Annotated in this window: 13 protein-coding genes and 1 pseudogene; 7 read left to right on the top strand and 7 right to left on the bottom strand. The window is 61.5% G+C overall.

The window, feature by feature from the left end:
* Window positions 1–133: 133 nt before the first annotated feature.
* Both ETW23_RS14685 and pcaQ read right to left on the bottom strand, forming a co-directional pair.
* Window positions 134–1,045, bottom strand: coding sequence for an MBL fold metallo-hydrolase (locus tag ETW23_RS14685; protein WP_134830433.1), 912 nt, complete (start codon window positions 1,043–1,045; stop codon window positions 134–136).
* A gap of 128 nt (window positions 1,046–1,173) precedes the next feature.
* A complete protein-coding gene (gene pcaQ / locus ETW23_RS14690; protein WP_129371869.1) occupies window positions 1,174–2,100 on the bottom strand; it encodes a pca operon transcription factor PcaQ in 927 nt (308 codons plus the stop codon).
* Between the two features lie 88 nt (window positions 2,101–2,188).
* On the opposite strand from pcaQ, the gene pcaC reads away from it, so the two are divergent.
* From pcaC to ETW23_RS14710, 4 genes are read left to right on the top strand one after another with little or no spacing between them, the layout of a single operon-like run.
* Window positions 2,189–2,587 carry a 4-carboxymuconolactone decarboxylase gene (gene pcaC / locus ETW23_RS14695; protein ID WP_134830434.1) on the top strand — a complete coding sequence of 133 codons (399 nt, stop codon included), beginning with the start codon at window positions 2,189–2,191 and terminating at the stop codon, window positions 2,585–2,587.
* Window positions 2,584–3,318, top strand: a complete 735-nt coding sequence (pcaH, locus tag ETW23_RS14700) for a protocatechuate 3,4-dioxygenase subunit beta (protein WP_134830435.1) — start codon at window positions 2,584–2,586, stop codon at window positions 3,316–3,318. The genes pcaC and pcaH overlap by 4 nt, the downstream gene beginning before the upstream one ends.
* A complete protein-coding gene (pcaG, locus tag ETW23_RS14705) occupies window positions 3,318–3,938 on the top strand; it encodes a protocatechuate 3,4-dioxygenase subunit alpha (RefSeq protein ID WP_134830436.1) in 621 nt (206 codons plus the stop codon). The genes pcaH and pcaG overlap by 1 nt, the downstream gene beginning before the upstream one ends.
* A 12-nt stretch (window positions 3,939–3,950) precedes the next feature.
* Entirely contained in the window at window positions 3,951–4,781 is an 831-nt protein-coding gene (locus ETW23_RS14710; RefSeq protein ID WP_129371873.1) for a 3-keto-5-aminohexanoate cleavage protein, read from the top strand.
* A gap of 114 nt (window positions 4,782–4,895) precedes the next feature.
* Here ETW23_RS14710 and cueR read toward each other — a convergent pair whose 3' ends face one another.
* Complete coding sequence (gene cueR / locus ETW23_RS14715; RefSeq protein ID WP_129371874.1) at window positions 4,896–5,285, bottom strand: Cu(I)-responsive transcriptional regulator; 390 nt, start codon at window positions 5,283–5,285, stop codon at window positions 4,896–4,898.
* Window positions 5,282–7,788: pseudogene (locus ETW23_RS14720) on the bottom strand (heavy metal translocating P-type ATPase). Before ETW23_RS14720 ends, cueR begins: the two are co-directional and overlap by 4 nt.
* Before the next feature lie 356 nt (window positions 7,789–8,144).
* Between ETW23_RS14720 and ETW23_RS14725 the strand changes: the two are divergent.
* A complete protein-coding gene (locus ETW23_RS14725; RefSeq protein WP_129372948.1) occupies window positions 8,145–9,257 on the top strand; it encodes an S-(hydroxymethyl)glutathione dehydrogenase/class III alcohol dehydrogenase in 1,113 nt (370 codons plus the stop codon).
* Between the two features lie 112 nt (window positions 9,258–9,369).
* Here ETW23_RS14725 and ETW23_RS14730 read toward each other — a convergent pair whose 3' ends face one another.
* The 3 genes from ETW23_RS14730 to ETW23_RS14740 are packed head-to-tail and all read right to left on the bottom strand — an operon-like array spanning window position 9,370 to window position 14,161.
* Window positions 9,370–10,884: a SpoVR family protein gene (locus ETW23_RS14730; protein ID WP_134830437.1), complete on the bottom strand. Its 1,515-nt coding sequence runs from the start codon at window positions 10,882–10,884 to the stop codon at window positions 9,370–9,372.
* A complete protein-coding gene (locus ETW23_RS14735; RefSeq protein WP_129371877.1) occupies window positions 10,871–12,208 on the bottom strand; it encodes a YeaH/YhbH family protein in 1,338 nt (445 codons plus the stop codon). Before ETW23_RS14735 ends, ETW23_RS14730 begins: the two co-directional genes overlap by 14 nt.
* A gap of 18 nt (window positions 12,209–12,226) precedes the next feature.
* Entirely contained in the window at window positions 12,227–14,161 is a 1,935-nt protein-coding gene (locus ETW23_RS14740; RefSeq protein WP_129371878.1) for a PrkA family serine protein kinase, read from the bottom strand.
* Between the two features lie 727 nt (window positions 14,162–14,888).
* Here ETW23_RS14740 and ETW23_RS14745 point away from each other — a divergent pair.
* Both ETW23_RS14745 and ETW23_RS14750 read left to right on the top strand, forming a co-directional pair.
* Window positions 14,889–17,417 carry an Ig-like domain-containing protein gene (locus ETW23_RS14745; RefSeq protein ID WP_134830438.1) on the top strand — a complete coding sequence of 843 codons (2,529 nt, stop codon included), beginning with the start codon at window positions 14,889–14,891 and terminating at the stop codon, window positions 17,415–17,417.
* Window positions 17,418–17,489: 72 nt separating this feature from the next.
* Window positions 17,490–18,779 carry a TolC family protein gene (locus tag ETW23_RS14750; protein ID WP_134830439.1) on the top strand — a complete coding sequence of 430 codons (1,290 nt, stop codon included), beginning with the start codon at window positions 17,490–17,492 and terminating at the stop codon, window positions 18,777–18,779.

The raw sequence follows: 18,779 nt of genomic DNA on the forward strand, positions 1-18,779 counted from the left end.
ACCTGATCTGCTAAAAAGAACAACCACACACGCAAAAACTGTAATCCATTGTCCAATTGGAACAACGGGACTGACTGCCGGTATCGATTTTCAAGTCCTCACCCCTCGGCCTGTGTTGTTTTGATACCTGCCCCTAAACCGCTGGCACAAAGCGGTAGCCGCTGCCAATGCGCTCTGCCCGCCCGATACCGCCGCCAGGCAGATGATAGCCGATCAGCTGCATTTGCTCGGCGGCAAGCCGGTCCAGCAAACGCATACGTGTCGCAGCAGCCGTTTGCGGCTCCTGGTCGGCACCAACCGGCCTGCCAGGGTCAGCAAAGCTCACATGATGATTACCCACTGCATCCCCTAGAACCAGGACACTTTTACTGCCATCCCGGACTTCAAATGACATATGCCCCGGCGTGTGGCCTGGCGTGGCATGAGCTGCGACACCCGGCAGGATCTCCTCGCCGTCCCGGAAAAGCTGCACCTTGTCTTCCAACTGCTCCATCCGGCGGCGGGCCCCAATGGCCATGGCTGTCCTGTTGCTGCCGATACTGTCTGCAGTCTCCGGGTCGAACCAGTAATCCCATTCTCCCTGCCCCATCAGATAGGCCGCGCCAGGGAACAGCAGATCGTCAAAATCATCCAGCACCCCCCACAGGTGATCCGGATGGCAATGTGTAAAGACCACATGCGTCACCTCGTCAGGTGTGACGCCAAGAACATCCAGCGCGCCAGACAGATTTCCCGCACTATCCTGAAACCCCGGCCCAGCGCCGGCATCGAACAGGACAACTCTGCCTTCTTCGCGCAGCAGCGTTACATTCACCTCCGGCGTCAGCGGCCCGGCTGCAAGCCCGTACTGCTCCAACGCCTGCTGCAAAGCGTCCGGCTCAAGCCCGTCAAACAGAAACTCCGGCGGCAGAGTGAGATACCCGTCCGAAACTGTCTCAATCCGCTTGTTGCCCAAATTGATCCGCGCCGAAGCCCAGCCGGGAACAGCAGCAGCAGCGAGCCCCGCTGCAGCCGACAAGCCAAATTCACGCCTGGTGAACCCCATACCGTTTCCTTTCCCTATCGCCGCGCAATCAAATGCATAAATATTGTTTGATGAATATTACTTCATCACGGCACTAAGGGAAACACTCGGCGATGCCGCAACCCGGCATGCCGGAGTACTGGCGGCACCTAGGCCAGCCCCTGCGCGGTGCAAGCCCTGCGCAGGGCCGCACAAAACCGCTGGGCGGCGGCCGAAAGCCGGTGCTCCCGCCGGACACACAGACCCACGGGGCCAAGGGTGCTGTCCGTATTCAAGGGCAACACTGCCATGCTGCCAGCCTCCAGCTCCGGCCGCACCACACCGTGGCTGATAATCCAGATCGCTTGATGCGCCAGGACAAAGCGCCTTCCGAATGTGGCGGAAACGGTTTCGATCGGAAACCTGGGCAGTGCCAGCCCCTGCTCAAGAAACATCCGCTCGACCATCGGCCGGATTATCGATCCTTCTGACGGCATCAGCACCGGGTAGTCCTCAAATGCTGTAGGCGGCACATGCACGGCGCCGGCCAAAGGATGGTCCCGCGCGACGACAACGGCCACCCGCTCGCGGTACAGCGGGTCGAATTCCACACCCGCCATGGCTTCCGGCGCAGGCATCCTGCCAACCACCAAATCAAGCCCGCCGCGGCGCAGCTGGTCGATCAGGTACTGATTGCCCCCGGACATCACCATGAACCGCCCCGGCGCGCCGCCGCCGCGCAGTTGTGCCAGCGTGTCAGGGACCAGATCGGCGGCGACGGTGGGCAGTGCGCCAATGGAAACCAGCGGTCCATCTGCCGCGTCCAGGCCACGCAACAGCGCCACCCCGTCGCGAGCCAGCGCCAGGCTGCGCCCGGCATGGTCCCGGAACAGCTCGCCATACCCGCTGAGCCGGATACCGCGGCCATGCTTTTCGACCAGCGGCTTGCCGCAAACTTCCTCCAGTTCGCGCAGTGCCCGTGTCACCGCGGGCTGGGTCATGCCCAAGGCCGCGGCCGCCTGGGTGACGCTCATCTTGCGAGCCACCTCTACGAAGACCTCAAGATGGCGCAGCTTCAATGAAGACGATAGCCGCATATCCCTCCGGTTATGATTACATGTATGTTTCAAGATTATACAGATCAGCTCCGGTATGCGATACTTTATCCAGCACGGGGAGACCAGGATGACGCAGCAGGACCGGTACAGCCAAGGCATGCAAATCAGGCGCAAGGTGCTTGGCGGCGCCCATGTGGAGCGCGCCGAAGCCGCCAAATCCGCGCTGGACGCCCCCTTTCAGGAGCTGATCACCGAAGCTGCCTGGGGCACGGTCTGGGCCTCTGACCGGATTTCGCTGCGGGAACGGTCCATGCTGACACTGGCACTGCTGGCTGCCACTGGGAATTTCGACGAGATTCCGATGCACATCCGCGCCACCGCCCGCACCGGCGCCAGCCAGGAAGATGTGCTGGAGGCCTTCCAGCATGCGGCCATCTATGCCGGGGTGCCGTGCGCGAACCGTGCCCTGAAGCTGGCCAAGCAAACCTATGCCGAAATGGAAAGCGAGGGAGGGGAAACCCCATGACCAAGCCGCAGCCCGGGGAGTTCTACCAAAGGGACCGCCGATGGCACCCGCCTGCCCTGTCGCAGGACTACAAAACCTCGGTCACCCGCGCGCCGCAATACCCGCTGATCAGCCTGGAAAACACCGCCAGCGAGATCACCGGCCCGGCGTTTGGCCACAACGACATCGCCGCTACCGACAATGACCTGCTGGCCAACTTTGCCCAGCCCGGTGAAAGCCCGATCGGTGAGCGCATCATCGTGCATGGCCGGGTGCTGGATGAAAACGCGCGGCCGGTGCCGAATACGCTGGTAGAGATCTGGCAGGCCAACGCTTCTGGCCGCTACCGGCACAAGAAGGACAGCTATCTGGGCGCACTGGATCCGAATTTCGGCGGTTGCGGGCGGGTCCTGACGGATGAAAACGGATGCTATCATTTCCGCACCGTGAAACCCGGCGCCTACCCCTGGCGCAACCGGGTGAACGACTGGCGGCCCGCGCATATCCATGTCTCGGTCTTTGGCACCGGCTTTGCCCAACGGCTGATCACCCAGCTGTATTTCGAGGGCGACCCGCTGATCGCCCGCTGCCCGATTGTGAACACCATTCCGGACCCGGAGGCGGTGGAGATGCTGATCGCGCGGCTCGACATGAATGCAACCATTCCGCTCGACACCATCGCCTACCGCTTTGACATCGTGCTGCGCGGACGGCGGTCCACCCTGTTTGGAAACCGGCTGGAGGGGAATTAATGCGTCAGCGTTTTGATTATCTGAAAGAAACCCCTTCGCAAACCGCCGGGCCTTATGTCCATATCGGCCTCGCTCCCGGCGCTGCGGGATTTGAGATCTATGATCAGGAACTTGGCTGGGACATTGCCGGGCCTAACGCCAAGGGCGAGCACATCCGGGTCGAGGGCATGGTCATCGACGGCACTGGCTCGCCGGTCAAGGACGTGCTTCTGGAGGTCTGGCAGGCCAATGCGAACGGCGTCTATGCCCACCCCGAACATGGCGGCACGGTTGAGGACGGCTTTCGCGGCTGGGGCCGGGTGATCTCCGATTTTGAGACCGGAGAATGGGGGTTCGGCACAGTAAAGCCCGGGCCGGTTATGGGCCGGGACGGCCAGATGATGGCGCCGCATATCAACCTGTGGATCGTGGCGCGCGGCATCAATGTGGGGCTGAACACGCGGGTCTACTTTGAGGACGAGGCAGAGGCCAATGCCACCGACCCCGTGCTGAATGTGATAGAATGGGAGCGCCGCCGCGCCACCCTGATTGCCAGACGCAGCGAACGGGACGGTTTGGCGATTTACCGCTTCGACATCCGCCTGCAGGGCGACGATGAAACAGTGTTTTTCGACATCTGAAGGGGAGCAATCATGAGTAAACCCTGCATCATCTGCGTGGCCATCACCGGCTCGGTTCCGACCAAGAAAAACAACCCGGCAGTGCCCGTCACCATCGCCGAGCAGATCGAAAGCACCCAGGAGGCGTTTGAAGCCGGCGCTTCCATCGCTCATTGCCATGTGCGCAACGACGACCAGACGCCGACCTCGGACCCGGAACGGTTCGCCCGCCTGATGGAAGGCCTGCACAAACACTGCCCCGGCATGATCGTGCAGCTGTCGACCGGCGGCCGCTCCGGCGCCGGACACGAGCGCGGCGGCATGCTGCCCCTACGCCCCGACATGGCCTCGTTGTCGGTGGGATCGAACAATTTCCCGGCGCGGGTTTATGAAAACGCCCCCGATTTGGTGGACTGGCTGGCCTCGGAGATGCGTGCGCATGAGGTGAAGCCCGAGATCGAGGCCTTTGATCTGTCGCACATACATCAGGCGGTAAAAATGAACCGGGAGGGGCGCATTGCCGGCACGCTTTATGTGCAGTTCGTGATGGGCGTTAAGAACGCGATGCCGGTCGACAGGGACGTGTTCGACTACTACGTCAAAACCATGCAGCGGCTGGCGCCGGAGGCCCAGTGGTGCGGCGCCGGTGTCGGGCCGGGGCAGATCCTGGTCAACGAATGGTCCATCGCCGCGGGCGGCCATACCCGCACCGGGCTGGAGGACAATATGCGGCTCGACCGCGACACCCTTGCGCCCTCCAATGCCGCGCTGGTGAGGCGGGCAGCGGCGCTTTGCGAAACCTACGAACGCCCTGTCGCCACCTGGCAGCAGGCCCGCAAGATCCTGGAACTCCGGCCCGGCTGATGCCGCCCGCTTCGGGCCGCAGGGCCGAAGCCACGCCCAAGGCCGCCAGGCGGCCCGTCAGGGCAGCCGCGGGCGCGGGAGCCCCCTTCCGCCCGGCCGGCCAACTGGCGCCGGTCAACTCCCGCCGGAAAGGTCCTTGAGAATCGGGCAGTCCGGGCGGCTGTCGCCTGCACAGCCTTTGACCAGCTCTCTCAATGTGCCGCGCATCGCCTGCAGATCGGCGATCTTCTCCTCGATCTTGCCCAGATGCTCCAGCGCCAACTGCTTCACATCGGCGCTGGCGCGGGTTTCGTCCTCGTAAAGCGCCATTAGGGTACGGCAGTCCTCGATGGTGAAGCCCAGCGCCCGGGCGCGGCCCAAAAAGGCCAGCTTATGCAGATCAGTCTCGGCAAAGCAGCGATAGCCATTGGCGCTGCGATGCGGTTTGATCAGGCCGATATCCTCGTAATAGCGGATGGTCTTGGCCGGCAGGCCGGAGCGGCGGGATACATCTCCGATATTCATGCGCGCGCCTCCTGCTTGCCGGCCGCAAGGACCGCCGGCCCGGCCTGTCCTTCATCCATGGCCGGTTTCAGGCGGCGCAAGCGCAGGGCATTGGACAGGACAAACACGCTCGACAGTGCCATTGCGCCTGCCGCAAGTGCCGGCGACAAAAGAGGCCCCCAAGGGGGTACAGAACCCCGGCCGCCACCGGTACCAGCAGCACGTTATAGCCAAAAGCCCAGCCCAGGTTCTGGCGGATGTTGCGCATGGTGGCGCGGCTGACTGTCAGCGCGTTCACCACCCCGCGCAGATCACCCGAGACCAGCACCACATCCGCCGCCTCGATCGCCACATCGGTGCCGGTGCCGATGGCAATTCCAGCATCCGCCGCCGCCAGCGCCGGGGCGTCGTTTATGCCGTCGCCCACAAATGCCAGCGCGCCATGCTCTGCCTGCAGCTCCTGGATCGCGGCAACCTTATCAGCAGGCAGGCATTCGGCTTTCACTGCATCAATACCCAGCCGCGCGGCAATCGCCTGCGCCGTCGCCAAAGCATCACCGGTGATCATTGCCACCTTCAATCCTTGGTCATGAAAGGCTTTGATTGCCGCCGGGGTACCCGGCTTGACCGGATCCGCCACCGCAATCACCGCCGCCGCCTGGCCGTCAACGGCGGCGAAAAGCGGGGTTTCGCCGCGCTCTGCCAGTTTCAGCCCTTCCGCCTCCAGCGGGCCAAGCGCAATGCCTTCGCGCGCCATCAGCCGGGCGGCACCGGCCAGCACCACTCGGCCCTCGACCTCGGCGCGCAGGCCATAGCCCGGGATTGCTTCAAACGCATCGGGTTCGGGCAGCCCCTTGCCTGCCGCTGCCGTGACGGCGCGGGCGATGGGGTGTTCCGACTGCGCCTCAGCGGCGCCGGTCAGGCGCAGCACCTCTTCGCGGGCGAATCCTTTGGCGCAGATCAATTCGGTCAGCACCGGCCGGCCCTCAGTCAATGTGCCGGTCTTGTCGAGCGCTACCACGCGCACTTCCTGCAAGTGCTGCAGCGCATCGCCCTTGCGGAACAGAACCCCCATCTGCGCCGCGCGGCCGATGCCGACCATGATAGAAGTCGGCGTCGCCAGCCCCATGGCGCAGGGGCAGGCGATAATCAGCACCGAAACACCGGCCACCAGGGCCAGCGGCAGGGCGGGCGCAGGGCCGAGCAGAGACCACACCAGCACGGTCAGCGCCGCAACCGCGATCACTGCGGGTACGAACCACAGGGTGATACGGTCGACCAGCCCTTGCACCGGCAGCTTGGCACCCTGCGCCTGCTCGACCATGCGGATGATCTGCGCCAGTACTGTGTCGCGGCCAACGCGGGTGGCCCGGAATTCCAGCGCAGAATTGCCGTTGATGGTGCCCGTCGTCACTTCATCACCGCGGGACTTGGCGACGGGCACCGGCTCACCGCTGATCATGCTTTCGTCGATGTAGGAGCTGCCGGAGGTGATCTCGCCGTCCACCGCGATGCGCTCTCCCGGACGGACGCGGATCAGGTCGCCTGGGCCGATTTCTTCCACCGGAGTTTCAATTGCATCCCCGCCCGAGACCACCATGGCGGTTTTCGGCTGCAGCCCGGCCAGCTTGCGGATCGCGGCGCCGGTGCGGCCCTTGGCGCGGGCCTCCAGGAAGCGGCCCGTGAGAATAAGGGCGACGATCACCACCGCCGCCTCGTAATAGACATTGGCGGTGCCCGCGGGCAACAGCCTGGGCGCGAAGGTGGAAATCACCGAGAATCCATAGGCCGCGGAGGTCCCCAGCGCCACCAGCGCGTTCATGTCGGGAGCGCCGCGGAGCAAGGCCGGAAAGCCCTTAGCATAGAATTGCCGGCCCGGCCCGGCCAGCACCGCGGTAGTCAGGGCGAATTGCAACAAGTAGCTGTTTTGCGTGCCTATATTTTCCATAACCCAATGATGCAGCGCCGGGACCATGTGGCCGCCCATTTCGATCAGGAACACCGGCAGTGTCAGAAGCGCGGCGATCAGCACCTGCCGGCCCAGTGCGGAAATCTCACCCGCGTTACGGCGGCCGGCCTGCTCCGCTTCATCCTCTGCCGCACCGCTGAGACGGGCCGGATAGCCGGTATCCGTCAATGTGCGGGCGAGATCGGCGGCGCGGGCCATGCCGGTCAAATAACGGATTTGTGCCGTCTCATTTGCCAGGTTCACGCTGGCCGATAGCACCCCCGGCACCGCCAGCAGTGCCTGTTCCACACGGCCCACGCAGGACGCGCAGCTCATGCCGCTGACCACCAAGGAAGCTTGCGCCTCTGCCGCCGGATACCCCGCAGAGGCCAAAGCGCTGGTCAGATCCATCAGCGGAACCTCCGCGGCAGCCTCCACCTGGCCGGTGGCATTGGCAAGGTTGACGGAGGCGCTCTGCACGCCTTCGACCGCCGCCAAGGCGCGCTCAGCACGCCCTGCACAGCCCGCACAGCTGAGGCCGGTGATATTCAGTGAAATCCTGCTAAGTTCAGACATCGGAATCCTGCCGCTTCTGGTCCTTTGACAAGGGATATGAGGGTTCCAGCGAGGGGAAGGTCAAGACCCGGCATTCAATTTCCTTCCCATAACTGGAATCTTTCGAGCAAGCTGCTGGGAACCGGCAGTTTTTCGTCACGCGGGAATGGCGCGGACCGTTGGCCGGCTGTCGCATTCAGGGCAAGGCCCGGCACCCTGCTCCTGATAATGTGCCGAGGCAAAGCTTGCGTGCGCCAGCCTGCAAATGTAACGCTGGGTCATTCCGGCCCGCGGCCCTGCTGCTGGCTACGCATTCAACCGGATCCGCTTCGCGGCGGCCCGGCCCCGCAGAATTTGGACGAAGGACCAGTCACATGATCAAAACCCGCGCCGCCGTTGCGGTTGCCCCCGGCAAACCGCTGGAAATCATGGAAGTGAACCTCGAAGGCCCGAAAGCGGGTGAGGTTCTGGTGGAAATCAAGGCAACCGGCCTGTGCCACACCGACGAATTCACCCGTTCGGGCGACGACCCCGAAGGCATTTTCCCGGCGATCCTGGGCCATGAGGGCGCAGGCGTCGTGGTTGAGGTCGGCGAAGGCGTCACCAGCCTGAAACCGGGCGATCATGTGATCCCGCTGTATACGCCCGAGTGCCGCGAGTGCGACTATTGTCTCAACCCGAAAACCAACCTGTGCCAGGCGATCCGCTCGACCCAAGGGCAAGGCCTGCTGCCGGACGGCACCACCCGATTCTCGATGCAGGACGGCACCCCGATCCACCACTACATGGGCTGCTCGACCTTCGCCAACCACACCGTGGTGCCGGAAATCGCGCTGGCGAAAATCCGTGAGGACGCACCGTTCGACAAGGTCTGCTATATCGGCTGCGGCGTCACCACCGGTATCGGTGCGGTGATCAACACCGCCAAGGTGGAAATCGGCTCGCGGGCTATCGTGTTCGGCCTCGGCGGCATCGGTCTCAACGTGATCCAGGGCCTGCGGCTGGCCGGGGCTGACCAGATCGTCGGTGTCGACCTGAACCCCGGTAAGGTGGAAATGGCCACAAAGTTCGGCATGACCGATTTCGTCAATCCTGCCGAGGTCGAGGGCGACTTGGTGGCGCATCTGGTCGAAGTGACCGGGGGCGGTGCCGATTACACTTTTGACGCGACCGGCAACGTCAACGTCATGCGCACCGCATTGGAAGCGGCGCATAAGGGCTGGGGGGAATCCATCATCATCGGTGTGGCGCCTGCCGGTGCCGAGATTTCGACCCGGCCGTTCCAGCTGGTCACCGGCCGCTCCTGGCGCGGCACCGCCTTCGGTGGCGCCTCGGGCCGCACTGACGTGCCCAAGATCGTGGACTGGTACATGGACGGCAAGATCGAGATCGATCCGATGATCACCCACAAGCTGACGCTGGATCAGATCAACGAAGGCTTTGAACTGATGCACGAAGGCAAGTCCATCCGCGCGGTGGTGGAATTCTAAGCCCTATCCAGTTCGCAAACAGCAAAACGCAGGCCCTGGGGCCTGCGTTTTCGTTTCTGCGGCACGGCTGAAAAGCTGCCGCCAAAAGCCGGATCCAGCCCTGTGGAGTGCGTCAGTTTTCAAAGGCGGTCTCCACCGCGTCCAAGCTGACGTCATACCCCCAAAGACGGCGCAAGTGCTTCAGCACCTCTTCCTGATCCTCCTCATCCAAATGAATGCCATCCCGCACAGTATGGGTCAGCTTCAATTCCCGGTCACCGCGCAGATCCGCGTCTGTCACCTGAATATCAGGTTCCAGGTAAGCCAGATCATACTGCTTTGCCAAATCGCGGCGGATCGCCTTGTATCCCGCGCGGTTATGGATCTGACTCACCACCAGATTGGGCAGGTCGGCGTCATTGGTCAGCGTGAACAGCTTGAACTTACGGATCAGATGCGGCGACAGGAACTGCTGGATAAAGCTTTCATCGCGGTAATTCGCCCATGCATCGCGCATCACTTTCCGCCAGTCGGGATCACCGGCGAAATCGGGGAACCACTCGCGGTCCTCATCAGTCGGGTCCTGACAGATCCGGCGGATATCCTGCATCATCGCAAACCCCAGCGCATAAGGATTGAGGCCGGAGAAACGCCGATCGTCAAATTCCGGCTGCAGCACCACGTTGGTATGGCTGTGCATTATCTCCATAAAGGCGCCTTCGGTGATTTGGCCCTGCTCATAAAGCTTGTTTATGATGTAGTAGTGCACGAAGGTCGCGCAGCCCTCGTTCATCACTTTGGTCTGTTTCTGCGGGTAAAAATACTGCGCCAGCATCCGCACGATGCGCAGCAGCTCACACTGCCAGGCCTCCAGCACCGGGCTGTGCTTTTCCAGGAAATAAAGCACGTTCTCCTGCGGCAGGTTCATCTGCTTGCGGCGCGCGCTGAAATCAGCATCCTCGACCAGTTCCAGCTTGTCGCGACCCAGGGTTGTATCGGTCCAGATATCCAGCACGCTCTGGCCGCTTTCATAGCCTTCGCGCACCTTCTGCATCGCCACCAGTTCCTCGGTGGTCGGCTTGGGCGGGCGCCCGTAGCGGAACACGCCTTGGGATTGCAGCGCATGGGCCGCGTCCAGAATCTCTTCGACCGCACAAGGGCCATACCGTTCCTCGCAAGCGGCGATGTAATTTTTGGCAAAGGCCAAGTAATCATGAATACCAGCTGCATCTGTCCACTGCTGAAACAAATAATTGTTCTTGAAGAAATGGTTATGTCCGAATGCCGCATGCGCCATCACCAGCGTCTGCATCGCCATGGTGTTTTCTTCCATGTTGTAGCTGATGCAGGGGTTCGAATTGATGACGATCTCATAGGCCAGACCCTGGCGGCCGGTGCGGTACAGCGCCTCGTCGCGGGCGAAATGCTTGCCGAATGACCAATGCTGATACATCAGCGGCAGGCCGACACAGGAATAGGCATCCAGCATCTGCTCAGCCGAAATGATTTCGATCTGATTGGGATAAACATCCAGCCCAAGGTCGCCCAGCGCGATCTCCTCAATCGCGTCGCGCGCTGTTTCCATCAGTTCAAAGGTCCATTCCGGCCCGTCGAACAGCGGCTTGCGCGCCTTTTCAGCTGCCTGCATACTGCGCCCCTTTCACCTTGGGGAGGAAGAACTCCCGGAAAATCGGATAGATGTGGCCGGGTTGCGAGACACGCTGCATTTCAAAATGCTGCGCCTGGCCCTTCACGTCACGGTAGTTCTGCCACAGGTCTTCGCCTGCTTCGGGATTGTTCAGCAGCATTTCCGCCGCCTCATCGACGATTTCCACATAGGCATAAAACTGGCTGACCGGCAGCAGGTCGTTCAGCAGCAGATTTTTGCAGCGCACCGAGTCATTGCCGAAATTCTCGCCGTCGGAGGCCTGCGCGCCGTAGATGTTCCATTCATCCGGCGGGTAGCGCTCTTCGATGATCTCCTTCATTTTTTCCAGCGCGGTGGACACTATGGTGCCGCCGGTTTCCCGGGCATAGAAGAAGGTTTCCTCGTCGACTTCCTGGGCGTGGTGAGTGTGCCGCACGAACACCAGTTCGGTGTGTTCATAGCAACGCTCCAGGAATAGGTGCAGCAGCAAGAAGAAGCGTTTGGCCAAGTCCTTTTCGCGCTCCTGCATGGAGCCTGAGACATCCATCAGGCAGAAGACCACGGCGCGGGAATTGCGGATCTTTTCCGGTACAAAGGTATCATACCGCAGGTCCAGCGGGTCGATATAGCCGACGACCTTGCGCTTGCGGAGGATACCTTCGAGTTTCTTTTGCAATTCGGCCAGAAATGCCTCTTGCGGCGGGCTGCGTTCCTCCAGCGCTTCCAGTTCGGCGATCTGCTCTTCCAAATCCCGCTGCGACTTGGTGGTCGGACGCTGCAATGCGATCCGGCGCCCCAGAGAGTTGCGCATGGTGCGCACCAGATTGAGGTTATTGGGCGTGCCCGCAGTGGTCAGGCCGGCTCGGCGGGTGCCGATGGTTTCGGTCTCCACCGTAGCCTTTTCCACTAGGTCCGGCAGCTCCAGCCCCTCAAACAGGATTTCCAGGTATTCTTCCTGCGTAAGTGTGAAGGAAAATTCGTCCGCACCATCCCCGTCCTCGGAGGCCTTGCGGCCGCCCTCGCCCGCACCGCCGTCCGGGCGTTTGATGGTGTCGCCGACAACAAAATCCTTGTTGCCGGGCAGAACATGACGGCGCAGGCCGCCCTTGGAAGAGTGAAAGAACCGCGGCTCCTTCAGCCCTCTGGTCGGGATAGTGACCTTTTCGCCTTCGTCCGGGACACCGCTTCCGCTTTGGATCGATTTTCCCCGGACCGATTGGTCGACGCGTTCCTTAATATTCTCCCGGGCCCGCCGCAGGAACCGCTGGCGGTTCCCGAGGCTCTTGCCCTTCGGATTGGCGCGCCTGTCGATGAAATGATGCATATGCCACAGCGCTCCTCTTTAGCCCGCCTTGTTAACGCGCATGTACCATTCGACCAGACGCCGCACTTGGCGGTCGGTATAGCCATGGCCGCGCATACGCTCGACGAACTCCTGATGTTTGCCTTCGGTCTTGCTGTCCTTCTTGCTGCCGAAACTGATCACCGGAAGCAGCTCCTCGACCTGGCTGAACATGTGTTTTTCGATCACATCGCGCAGCTTTTCATAGGAATTCCAGGCCGGGTTTCTGCCCGTGTTTGCGCGATGGCGCAGGGCAAATTTCACGACCTCGTTGCGGAAGTCCTTGGGATTGGCGATGCCAACCGGCTTTTCGATCTTGGAAAGCTCCGAATCCAGCACTTCGCGGTTATAGAGCTGACCGGTGTCGGGATCCTTGTAATCCTGTTCTTCGATCCAGGCATCGGCGTAGGAGATATAGCGGTCAAAGACATTCTGGCCGTATTCCGTATAGCTTTCGAGGTACGCCTTCTGGATCTCGTTGCCGATGAACTCTTCATAGCGCGGCGCCAGTTCCGTCTTGATGAACTCAAGGTATTTCTGCTCGGTCTCCTGCGGAAACTGCTCGCGCTTGATCATCTGCTCGAGCACATACATCAGATGCACCGGATCCGCTGCCACTTCATCCGTGTCGAAGTTGAAAGTGGTGGACAGCACCTTGAAAGCGAAGCGGGTGGAAATGCCGTTCATCCCCTCGTCCACGCCGGCGCGGTCCTGATACTCCTGCACCGTCTTGGCTTTGGGGTCGGTGTCTTTCAGGCTTTCGCCGTCATAGACCCGCATCTTGGAGTAAAGGTTAGAGTTCTCATGCGGCTTCAGGCGGGTCAGCACCGAGAAGCGGCTAAGAATCTTCAGCGTCTCCGGCGCACAGGGCGCATCACGCAACTCGCTGAACTCGATCAGTTTTTCGTAGATTGAGGATTCATCCGAGACCCGCAGGCAATACGGCACCTTGACGATAGACACCCGGTCGATGAAGGCCTCGTTGTTCTTGTTATTCTTGAACGACTGCCATTCGCTCTCGTTGGAGTGCGCCAGGATCAGGCCGTTGAAGGGGATCGCACCAAAGCTTTCGGTGCCCATATAGTTGCCTTCCTGGGTCGCCGTCAGCAGCGGGTGCAGCATCTTGATCGGCGCCTTGAACATCTCGACAAACTCCAGAACACCCTGGCTCGCCCGGTTCAACCCGCCGGAGAAGCTGTAGGCATCCGGGTTATCCTGGCTGAAATGCTCCAGCTGGCGGATATCAACCTTGCCAACCAGGGTGGAGATGTCCTGATTGTTCTCATCACCCGGCTCCACTTTGGCCACGCAGATGCGGCGCAGGCGGGAAGGGTACATGCGAACAACGGAGAATTTGTTGATATCGCCGTCGAATTCATCCAGCCGCTGGACGGCCCAAGGCGACATCAGCCCTGGCAGGCGGTGCTGGACAATGCCGTATTCCTCTTCCAGAACCTTGCCCATGCGGACTGGATCAAACAGGCCCAGCGGACTTTCGAAAATCGGCGAGATCTGATCGCCGGCTTTCAGCACATAGATCGGCTGTTCTTCGACCAGGCGCTTCAGCCGCTCCGCCAGAGACGATTTGCCGCCGCCGACCGGACCCAAGAGGTAAAGGATCTGCTTTCGCTCTTCCAGGCCTTGCGCGGCGTGGCGGAAATAGCCGACGATCCGTTCGATGGTGTCTTCCATGCCGTAGAAGTCGTGGAAAGCACTGTAGCGCTTGATTGTCCGGTTCTGAAAGATCGGACCGAGCCGCGCGTCCTTGGACGTGTCTACCAGCTCCTCTTCGCCAATTGCCTTCAACATCCTCTCGGCGACGTTCGCGTACATGCTTGGATCGTCGCGGCAGGCGTTCAAATAATCCTGCAGCGGCATCTCCTGCTCGCGGGTTTCGCCGTACTGCTCTGCAAAAAGTTCGGCAATGTCTTTCATCTTGAATCAAGCCTCCTGGTTATCTGGCGCCGTTCCTCCTGGCGTTTTAGTTCGCGGACAGACAGACTGCGCCCGGTACGTGGGCATGGATGTCCGCGTTAGTGTTGAGTTCTGATTTCTGCTCGGCGCCGTTTCTGGCGTTATACGTCCGGCTGGCCGCTCTTTGCGGCGGCCTGCGCCCGGATACCAGGCTGGCGGCGTGTTGCTTACTCTCAAGCTTACACCAAATACGTACTTCTTACTATCTGAAAGTGGTGTACTTTTAATTAATTGCCAGAAACTTTTGCGGGAAATTTTCATCACATCGCGGCGATCACTGTTGTTGCGGCCGCCTTACGCGCCGCGGCAAATCAAGTGCCTCCAGCCGCGCGTCCACTGTTGATGCGAGGGATGCAAGGGGCTTTCCCCTCCTGCTTCTGAAGTCCAGACAACAGGGTTAGCAGTGCATACGGCAAGGCAAGACGGCCAATTCTCCGGCGCCAGCCATCCGCCCGCCCCATATCACGGCTGCGTGAAAAACCTTAGAAATTCTGCGGCACTCAGGACACGGTTGCCGCCCAAACTGCATGAATCCCGTCCCTGATGCACTGGACAGGACAATAAAAATCATCACAGTATGGCCTCAAAATGGCCGCAAAAGACGGTCGATGGGCAAACGTACAGGCAACGGAACGACGCAGCACCCGCCAGATTGCGGCGGCGCAGCGCACAGATGAGTGGTATTACAATGAGCACGGTCGCATTTATTACCCGCGATATGGCGGGCACTACACAGCATGGGAACTTTTCCGAAGGCACCCCGGCACGTATTGACGCCTCCCATGCCAAGGATATCTCGCTGAACCTCAGCCCTGCAGATGTCGAAAGCTATTCCCGCCAGGGCGGCAACCTGCACATCACCCTGGCCGATGGCCAGGAACTTGTGATTGAGAACTACTATTCCTACGGCTCATCCGGCGGGAAAAACCTGTTCCTAAGCCAGGACGGCGAATTCACCGAAGTTGTCCTGGAAGACAAATCAAGCGGCATGCTCTTTGCCACATACGAGCCGCTGGATCTGACCGGAAAATGGAGCGCCTACGATGAGATGGTGTTCCTGGACGTTGACCGCATCGAACCGGTGGTTGCACCGCTGGCCGCGCCGCTGTTCGGCGGGCTGGGTGCGGCCGGGGCCGCAGCCGGTGTCGTCGGCGCGGCTGCAATTGCGGGTGGAGGTGGCGGTGACGGCGGAGGCGGCGGCGGGACGGACGGTATTGTCCCGACAGTCGACGATCCTGATGCCACCTACCCTGTATCCGGTTCCACCACCGAACCGGTGGTTATCACCGGCACCGGCGCACCGGGTTCCGAAGTGACCGTCACTGTCGGCACGTCCACAGCCACCACAAACATAGACGACGACGGCAATTGGAGCGTCACCTTCCCGGTCGATGATCTGCCGGAGGACGGCAATTATGACACAACTGTGCATGTCGTTGACCCCAACGGGACCGAGTTCGACCTGGATGGCCCCGCTGTCGTAATCGACACGGTTGCCACTGTCGGCCTCGACGAGGGCCAGGCAGGCGGCGACGACATGATCAATGCCGCCGAAGCAGCCGACGGGGTGACCCTGACCGGAACCGCCGAAGCGGGCGCCACAGTGGAAGTCACTTTCCAGGGTGTGACCCGGACGGTTACCGCGACCGAAAGCGGGACTTGGAGCGCTGACTTTGCAGCTTCGGAAATCGCCTCCGGGGAATACGACTCAGAAGTCAGCGTCACCGCGACCGATGCTTTCGGCAATACTGACAGCGTCACCGGCACAATCCGCGTAGACACGACCACGGCTGTGGAAATCGACAATGGCCAAGCGGGCGGCGATGACATTGTCAGCAACGCCGAAGCTACCGCTGGTCTGACATTGACCGGAACCGGCGAGGCCGGCGCAAGTGTCAGCGTCACGGTTGAGGGCGTGACCCGCACCGCGACCGTGGATGCAGACGGCAACTGGGCCGCAGAATTCGAAGCCGGCTCGCTTCCTGCCGGTGAATACGACACCACTGTCAGCGTGACCTCCACTGACGAAGCCGGCAACACGGCAACCGCCACGGCGGATCTGCATGTGGACACTGTGGTCGATCCCCTCACCCTGAATTCCGGCAGCATCGAAGGCGACAATATCGTCAACGAGACCGAACGGAGCGACGGGGTAACCCTGACCGGCACGGTTGAGCCAGGCTCGACGGTTGTTGTGCAACTGGGTGATGCAACCGAAACTGCCACAGTTGATGCCGATGGCAACTGGAGCGCATCCTTTGCAGCCGCTGACATTGCCGAGGGCAGCTACGATGCGGCCGTGGTTGTGTCCGCCACGGACGCCGTGGGCAACACGTCGGAAATCACTGACACCCTGGCCATAGACACCGAGGTGGTGCCTTTCACTTCGGACAGCGTGACCGATGATGATGTGGTGAGCCTCGCGGAAAGTGCCGCGGGCCTCTCGATGTCCGGCACCGTCGAACCCGGATCGGCAGTACAAGTCACCATTCAAGGTGTAACCCGGAACGCGCTGGTGGATGCGGACGGCAACTGGACTGCCGAGTTTGAACCCGGCGACCTGCGCGAAGGCACCTATGAGGCCACAGCCGAAATCACGGCCACGGACCCGGCGGGCAACACGCAGACCCTGACCGAAGAATTCAGCGTCGACACCGAATACGATGCCCCAAATATTGGCGACGTGATCAGCACCGGCACCAGTGTCAGCGGTGTTTTCAGCGACGATTTCGAGGCCGGTGACACAATCCATGAGCTGACCAGCACTGGCAGTGTCTCAGATGTCAGCGGCACCGAAACCGATCTTGGCAACGGCCAGACCCTTTACGACTTCGATGCAGACGTGCCGGACGGCTCGCATCTTGTTGTGAACCGGGTGGATGACGCCGGCAACAGCTCTGGTACAATGGTGGTGCTTGAAGACGGCGCCGGCGCATCTGTACTGGATCATGCGGGCCTCTCGCAGTTCAACATCGACGAGCTGAACCTGGTTCATGCCGACGCTGTCGACCTGACCCTGACCGAGGCAGATATCAATGCGCTGTCGGGCAATTCCGACAAGCTCACTGTGCATGGGGAAGCTGACGACACGCTCACCATTACCGGGGCCACCGCCGCGGGAACCGAGACTGTCGATGGCGAGACGTACAATGTCTACACAATCGGCGATGACGGCACCACGCTGTCCGTGGATGAAGACGTCAACGTTGTGATCTGATCTATCGGCCCGGCGGTCATTGCCGCCGGGCCCAATACATCAAAAGCCTAAAACAAAAGGGCCTATGGCAGGATGCAACCGGGACGCTTTTTTTGCGCCATCGCAGTGATGTGCAGCCTGTCGGCCTGCGCCCGGACGCTGCCGTTCGGCGGCGGAGAAAGCGCGGAAACCGCGCCGCGCAGCAATTTCGCACAATCCGGCGAGACTTCCTCCGAGGTGATCCACGATCTGATGGGGCGCCGCTCCCTGCTGGCGCAGGACAGCGCCTATGGGCAAGTGGCCGAGGCCGCAATTGCCGCCTCTTCCCGCGCTGCCGAAGCAGAGCTGATCGGCGCCAAGCTGCGCGCCGAGGCGGCCTCAAAGAACTGGCTGCCAACCCTTGGCCCATCCGTCAGCCTGACCGATCTGGGGGATTTGGTGGCCGGCCTGCTGATTGAGCAGGTTCTGTTTGACAATGGCCGCCGCAAGGCCGAACGCGCCTTTGCCGCCGCCGATGTCGAAGTGGCCGCCGTCAGCCTGTCCCAGGACATGAACAGCCGCGTCGAAACCGCTGTCGGGCTGTATGCGGCTGCATTGCGCGGCGATGAAAAGGCCGCCTATGGCAACCGCGCTCTGCGCCGGATGCAGGAATTCCGCCGCATCGTTCAGGGACGCGTCGACGGCGGCGTGTCGGACCGCGCCGACCTCAATGTGGTAGACAGCAAGATCAGCGGCATCCGCACGGCCACGGCCACCGCCCATGACGCAGCCGCCACCGCACGCGCCGAGCTGCAGGCGATGACCGGCCAGTCCTTTGCGCGGAAACCCTCGCATCTGGGCATAGCCACGCCGCCGGAACAGGTACAGTTCCTGGCCGTGCTGAAGGCCAGCGCCGAAGCGGACCGTACCATCGCCCAGGCCAAGTCCGGCCGCGCCGGGCTGCTGCCCCAGATTGCCGCCTCGGGCAATGTGACCTCCGACGGGTCCGGTGCCGGGCTGACGCTGGGCGTTGGCCAGCCGCTGGGATTGGGCACGCCTGCCGCCATTCAAGCGCTGGAAGCCACCAAGGAGGCCGCCACCCGCCAGATTGGCGAAACCGAAGAGATTGCCCGCCGCACTTACAGCCGCCAGGTCCAGCAAATTGCGTCCTACCGGCGTCAAGAGGGCGAGACCGCCGCGCTGGTGCGCCGCAGCCGCGAGACTTACGGCCTGTTCCAGAAGCAATTCGAAGCGGGCCAGCGCCCGGTTATGGAGGTGATCCAGGTCTATGAAGAGCTGGTGCGCCGTGAACAGGCCTATATCGACGCGAAATATGAGGTGGTGCTGATCCAGCTGCAGCTGGCACGCGACCTGGGGCTGCTGGCCGATGGGGACAAGATTTGA

It is taken from the genome of Leisingera sp. NJS201, assembly GCF_004535885.1.
Classification (GTDB): domain Bacteria; phylum Pseudomonadota; class Alphaproteobacteria; order Rhodobacterales; family Rhodobacteraceae; genus Leisingera.

Coding starts and splice junctions, on each gene's coding strand:
- ETW23_RS14685 (WP_134830433.1), bottom strand. CDS start 1,045: ATGGGGTTCACCAGGCGTGAATTTGGCTTGTCGGCTGCAGCGGGGCTC.
- pcaQ (WP_129371869.1), bottom strand. CDS start 2,100: ATGCGGCTATCGTCTTCATTGAAGCTGCGCCATCTTGAGGTCTTCGTA.
- ETW23_RS14740 (WP_129371878.1), bottom strand. CDS start 14,161: ATGAAAGACATTGCCGAACTTTTTGCAGAGCAGTACGGCGAAACCCGC.
- pcaG (WP_134830436.1), top strand. CDS start 3,318: ATGCGTCAGCGTTTTGATTATCTGAAAGAAACCCCTTCGCAAACCGCC.
- ETW23_RS14730 (WP_134830437.1), bottom strand. CDS start 10,884: ATGCAGGCAGCTGAAAAGGCGCGCAAGCCGCTGTTCGACGGGCCGGAA.
- ETW23_RS14735 (WP_129371877.1), bottom strand. CDS start 12,208: ATGCATCATTTCATCGACAGGCGCGCCAATCCGAAGGGCAAGAGCCTC.
- ETW23_RS14710 (WP_129371873.1), top strand. CDS start 3,951: ATGAGTAAACCCTGCATCATCTGCGTGGCCATCACCGGCTCGGTTCCG.
- ETW23_RS14745 (WP_134830438.1), top strand. CDS start 14,889: ATGAGCACGGTCGCATTTATTACCCGCGATATGGCGGGCACTACACAG.
- pcaC (WP_134830434.1), top strand. CDS start 2,189: ATGACGCAGCAGGACCGGTACAGCCAAGGCATGCAAATCAGGCGCAAG.
- ETW23_RS14750 (WP_134830439.1), top strand. CDS start 17,490: ATGCAACCGGGACGCTTTTTTTGCGCCATCGCAGTGATGTGCAGCCTG.
- pcaH (WP_134830435.1), top strand. CDS start 2,584: ATGACCAAGCCGCAGCCCGGGGAGTTCTACCAAAGGGACCGCCGATGG.
- cueR (WP_129371874.1), bottom strand. CDS start 5,285: ATGAATATCGGAGATGTATCCCGCCGCTCCGGCCTGCCGGCCAAGACC.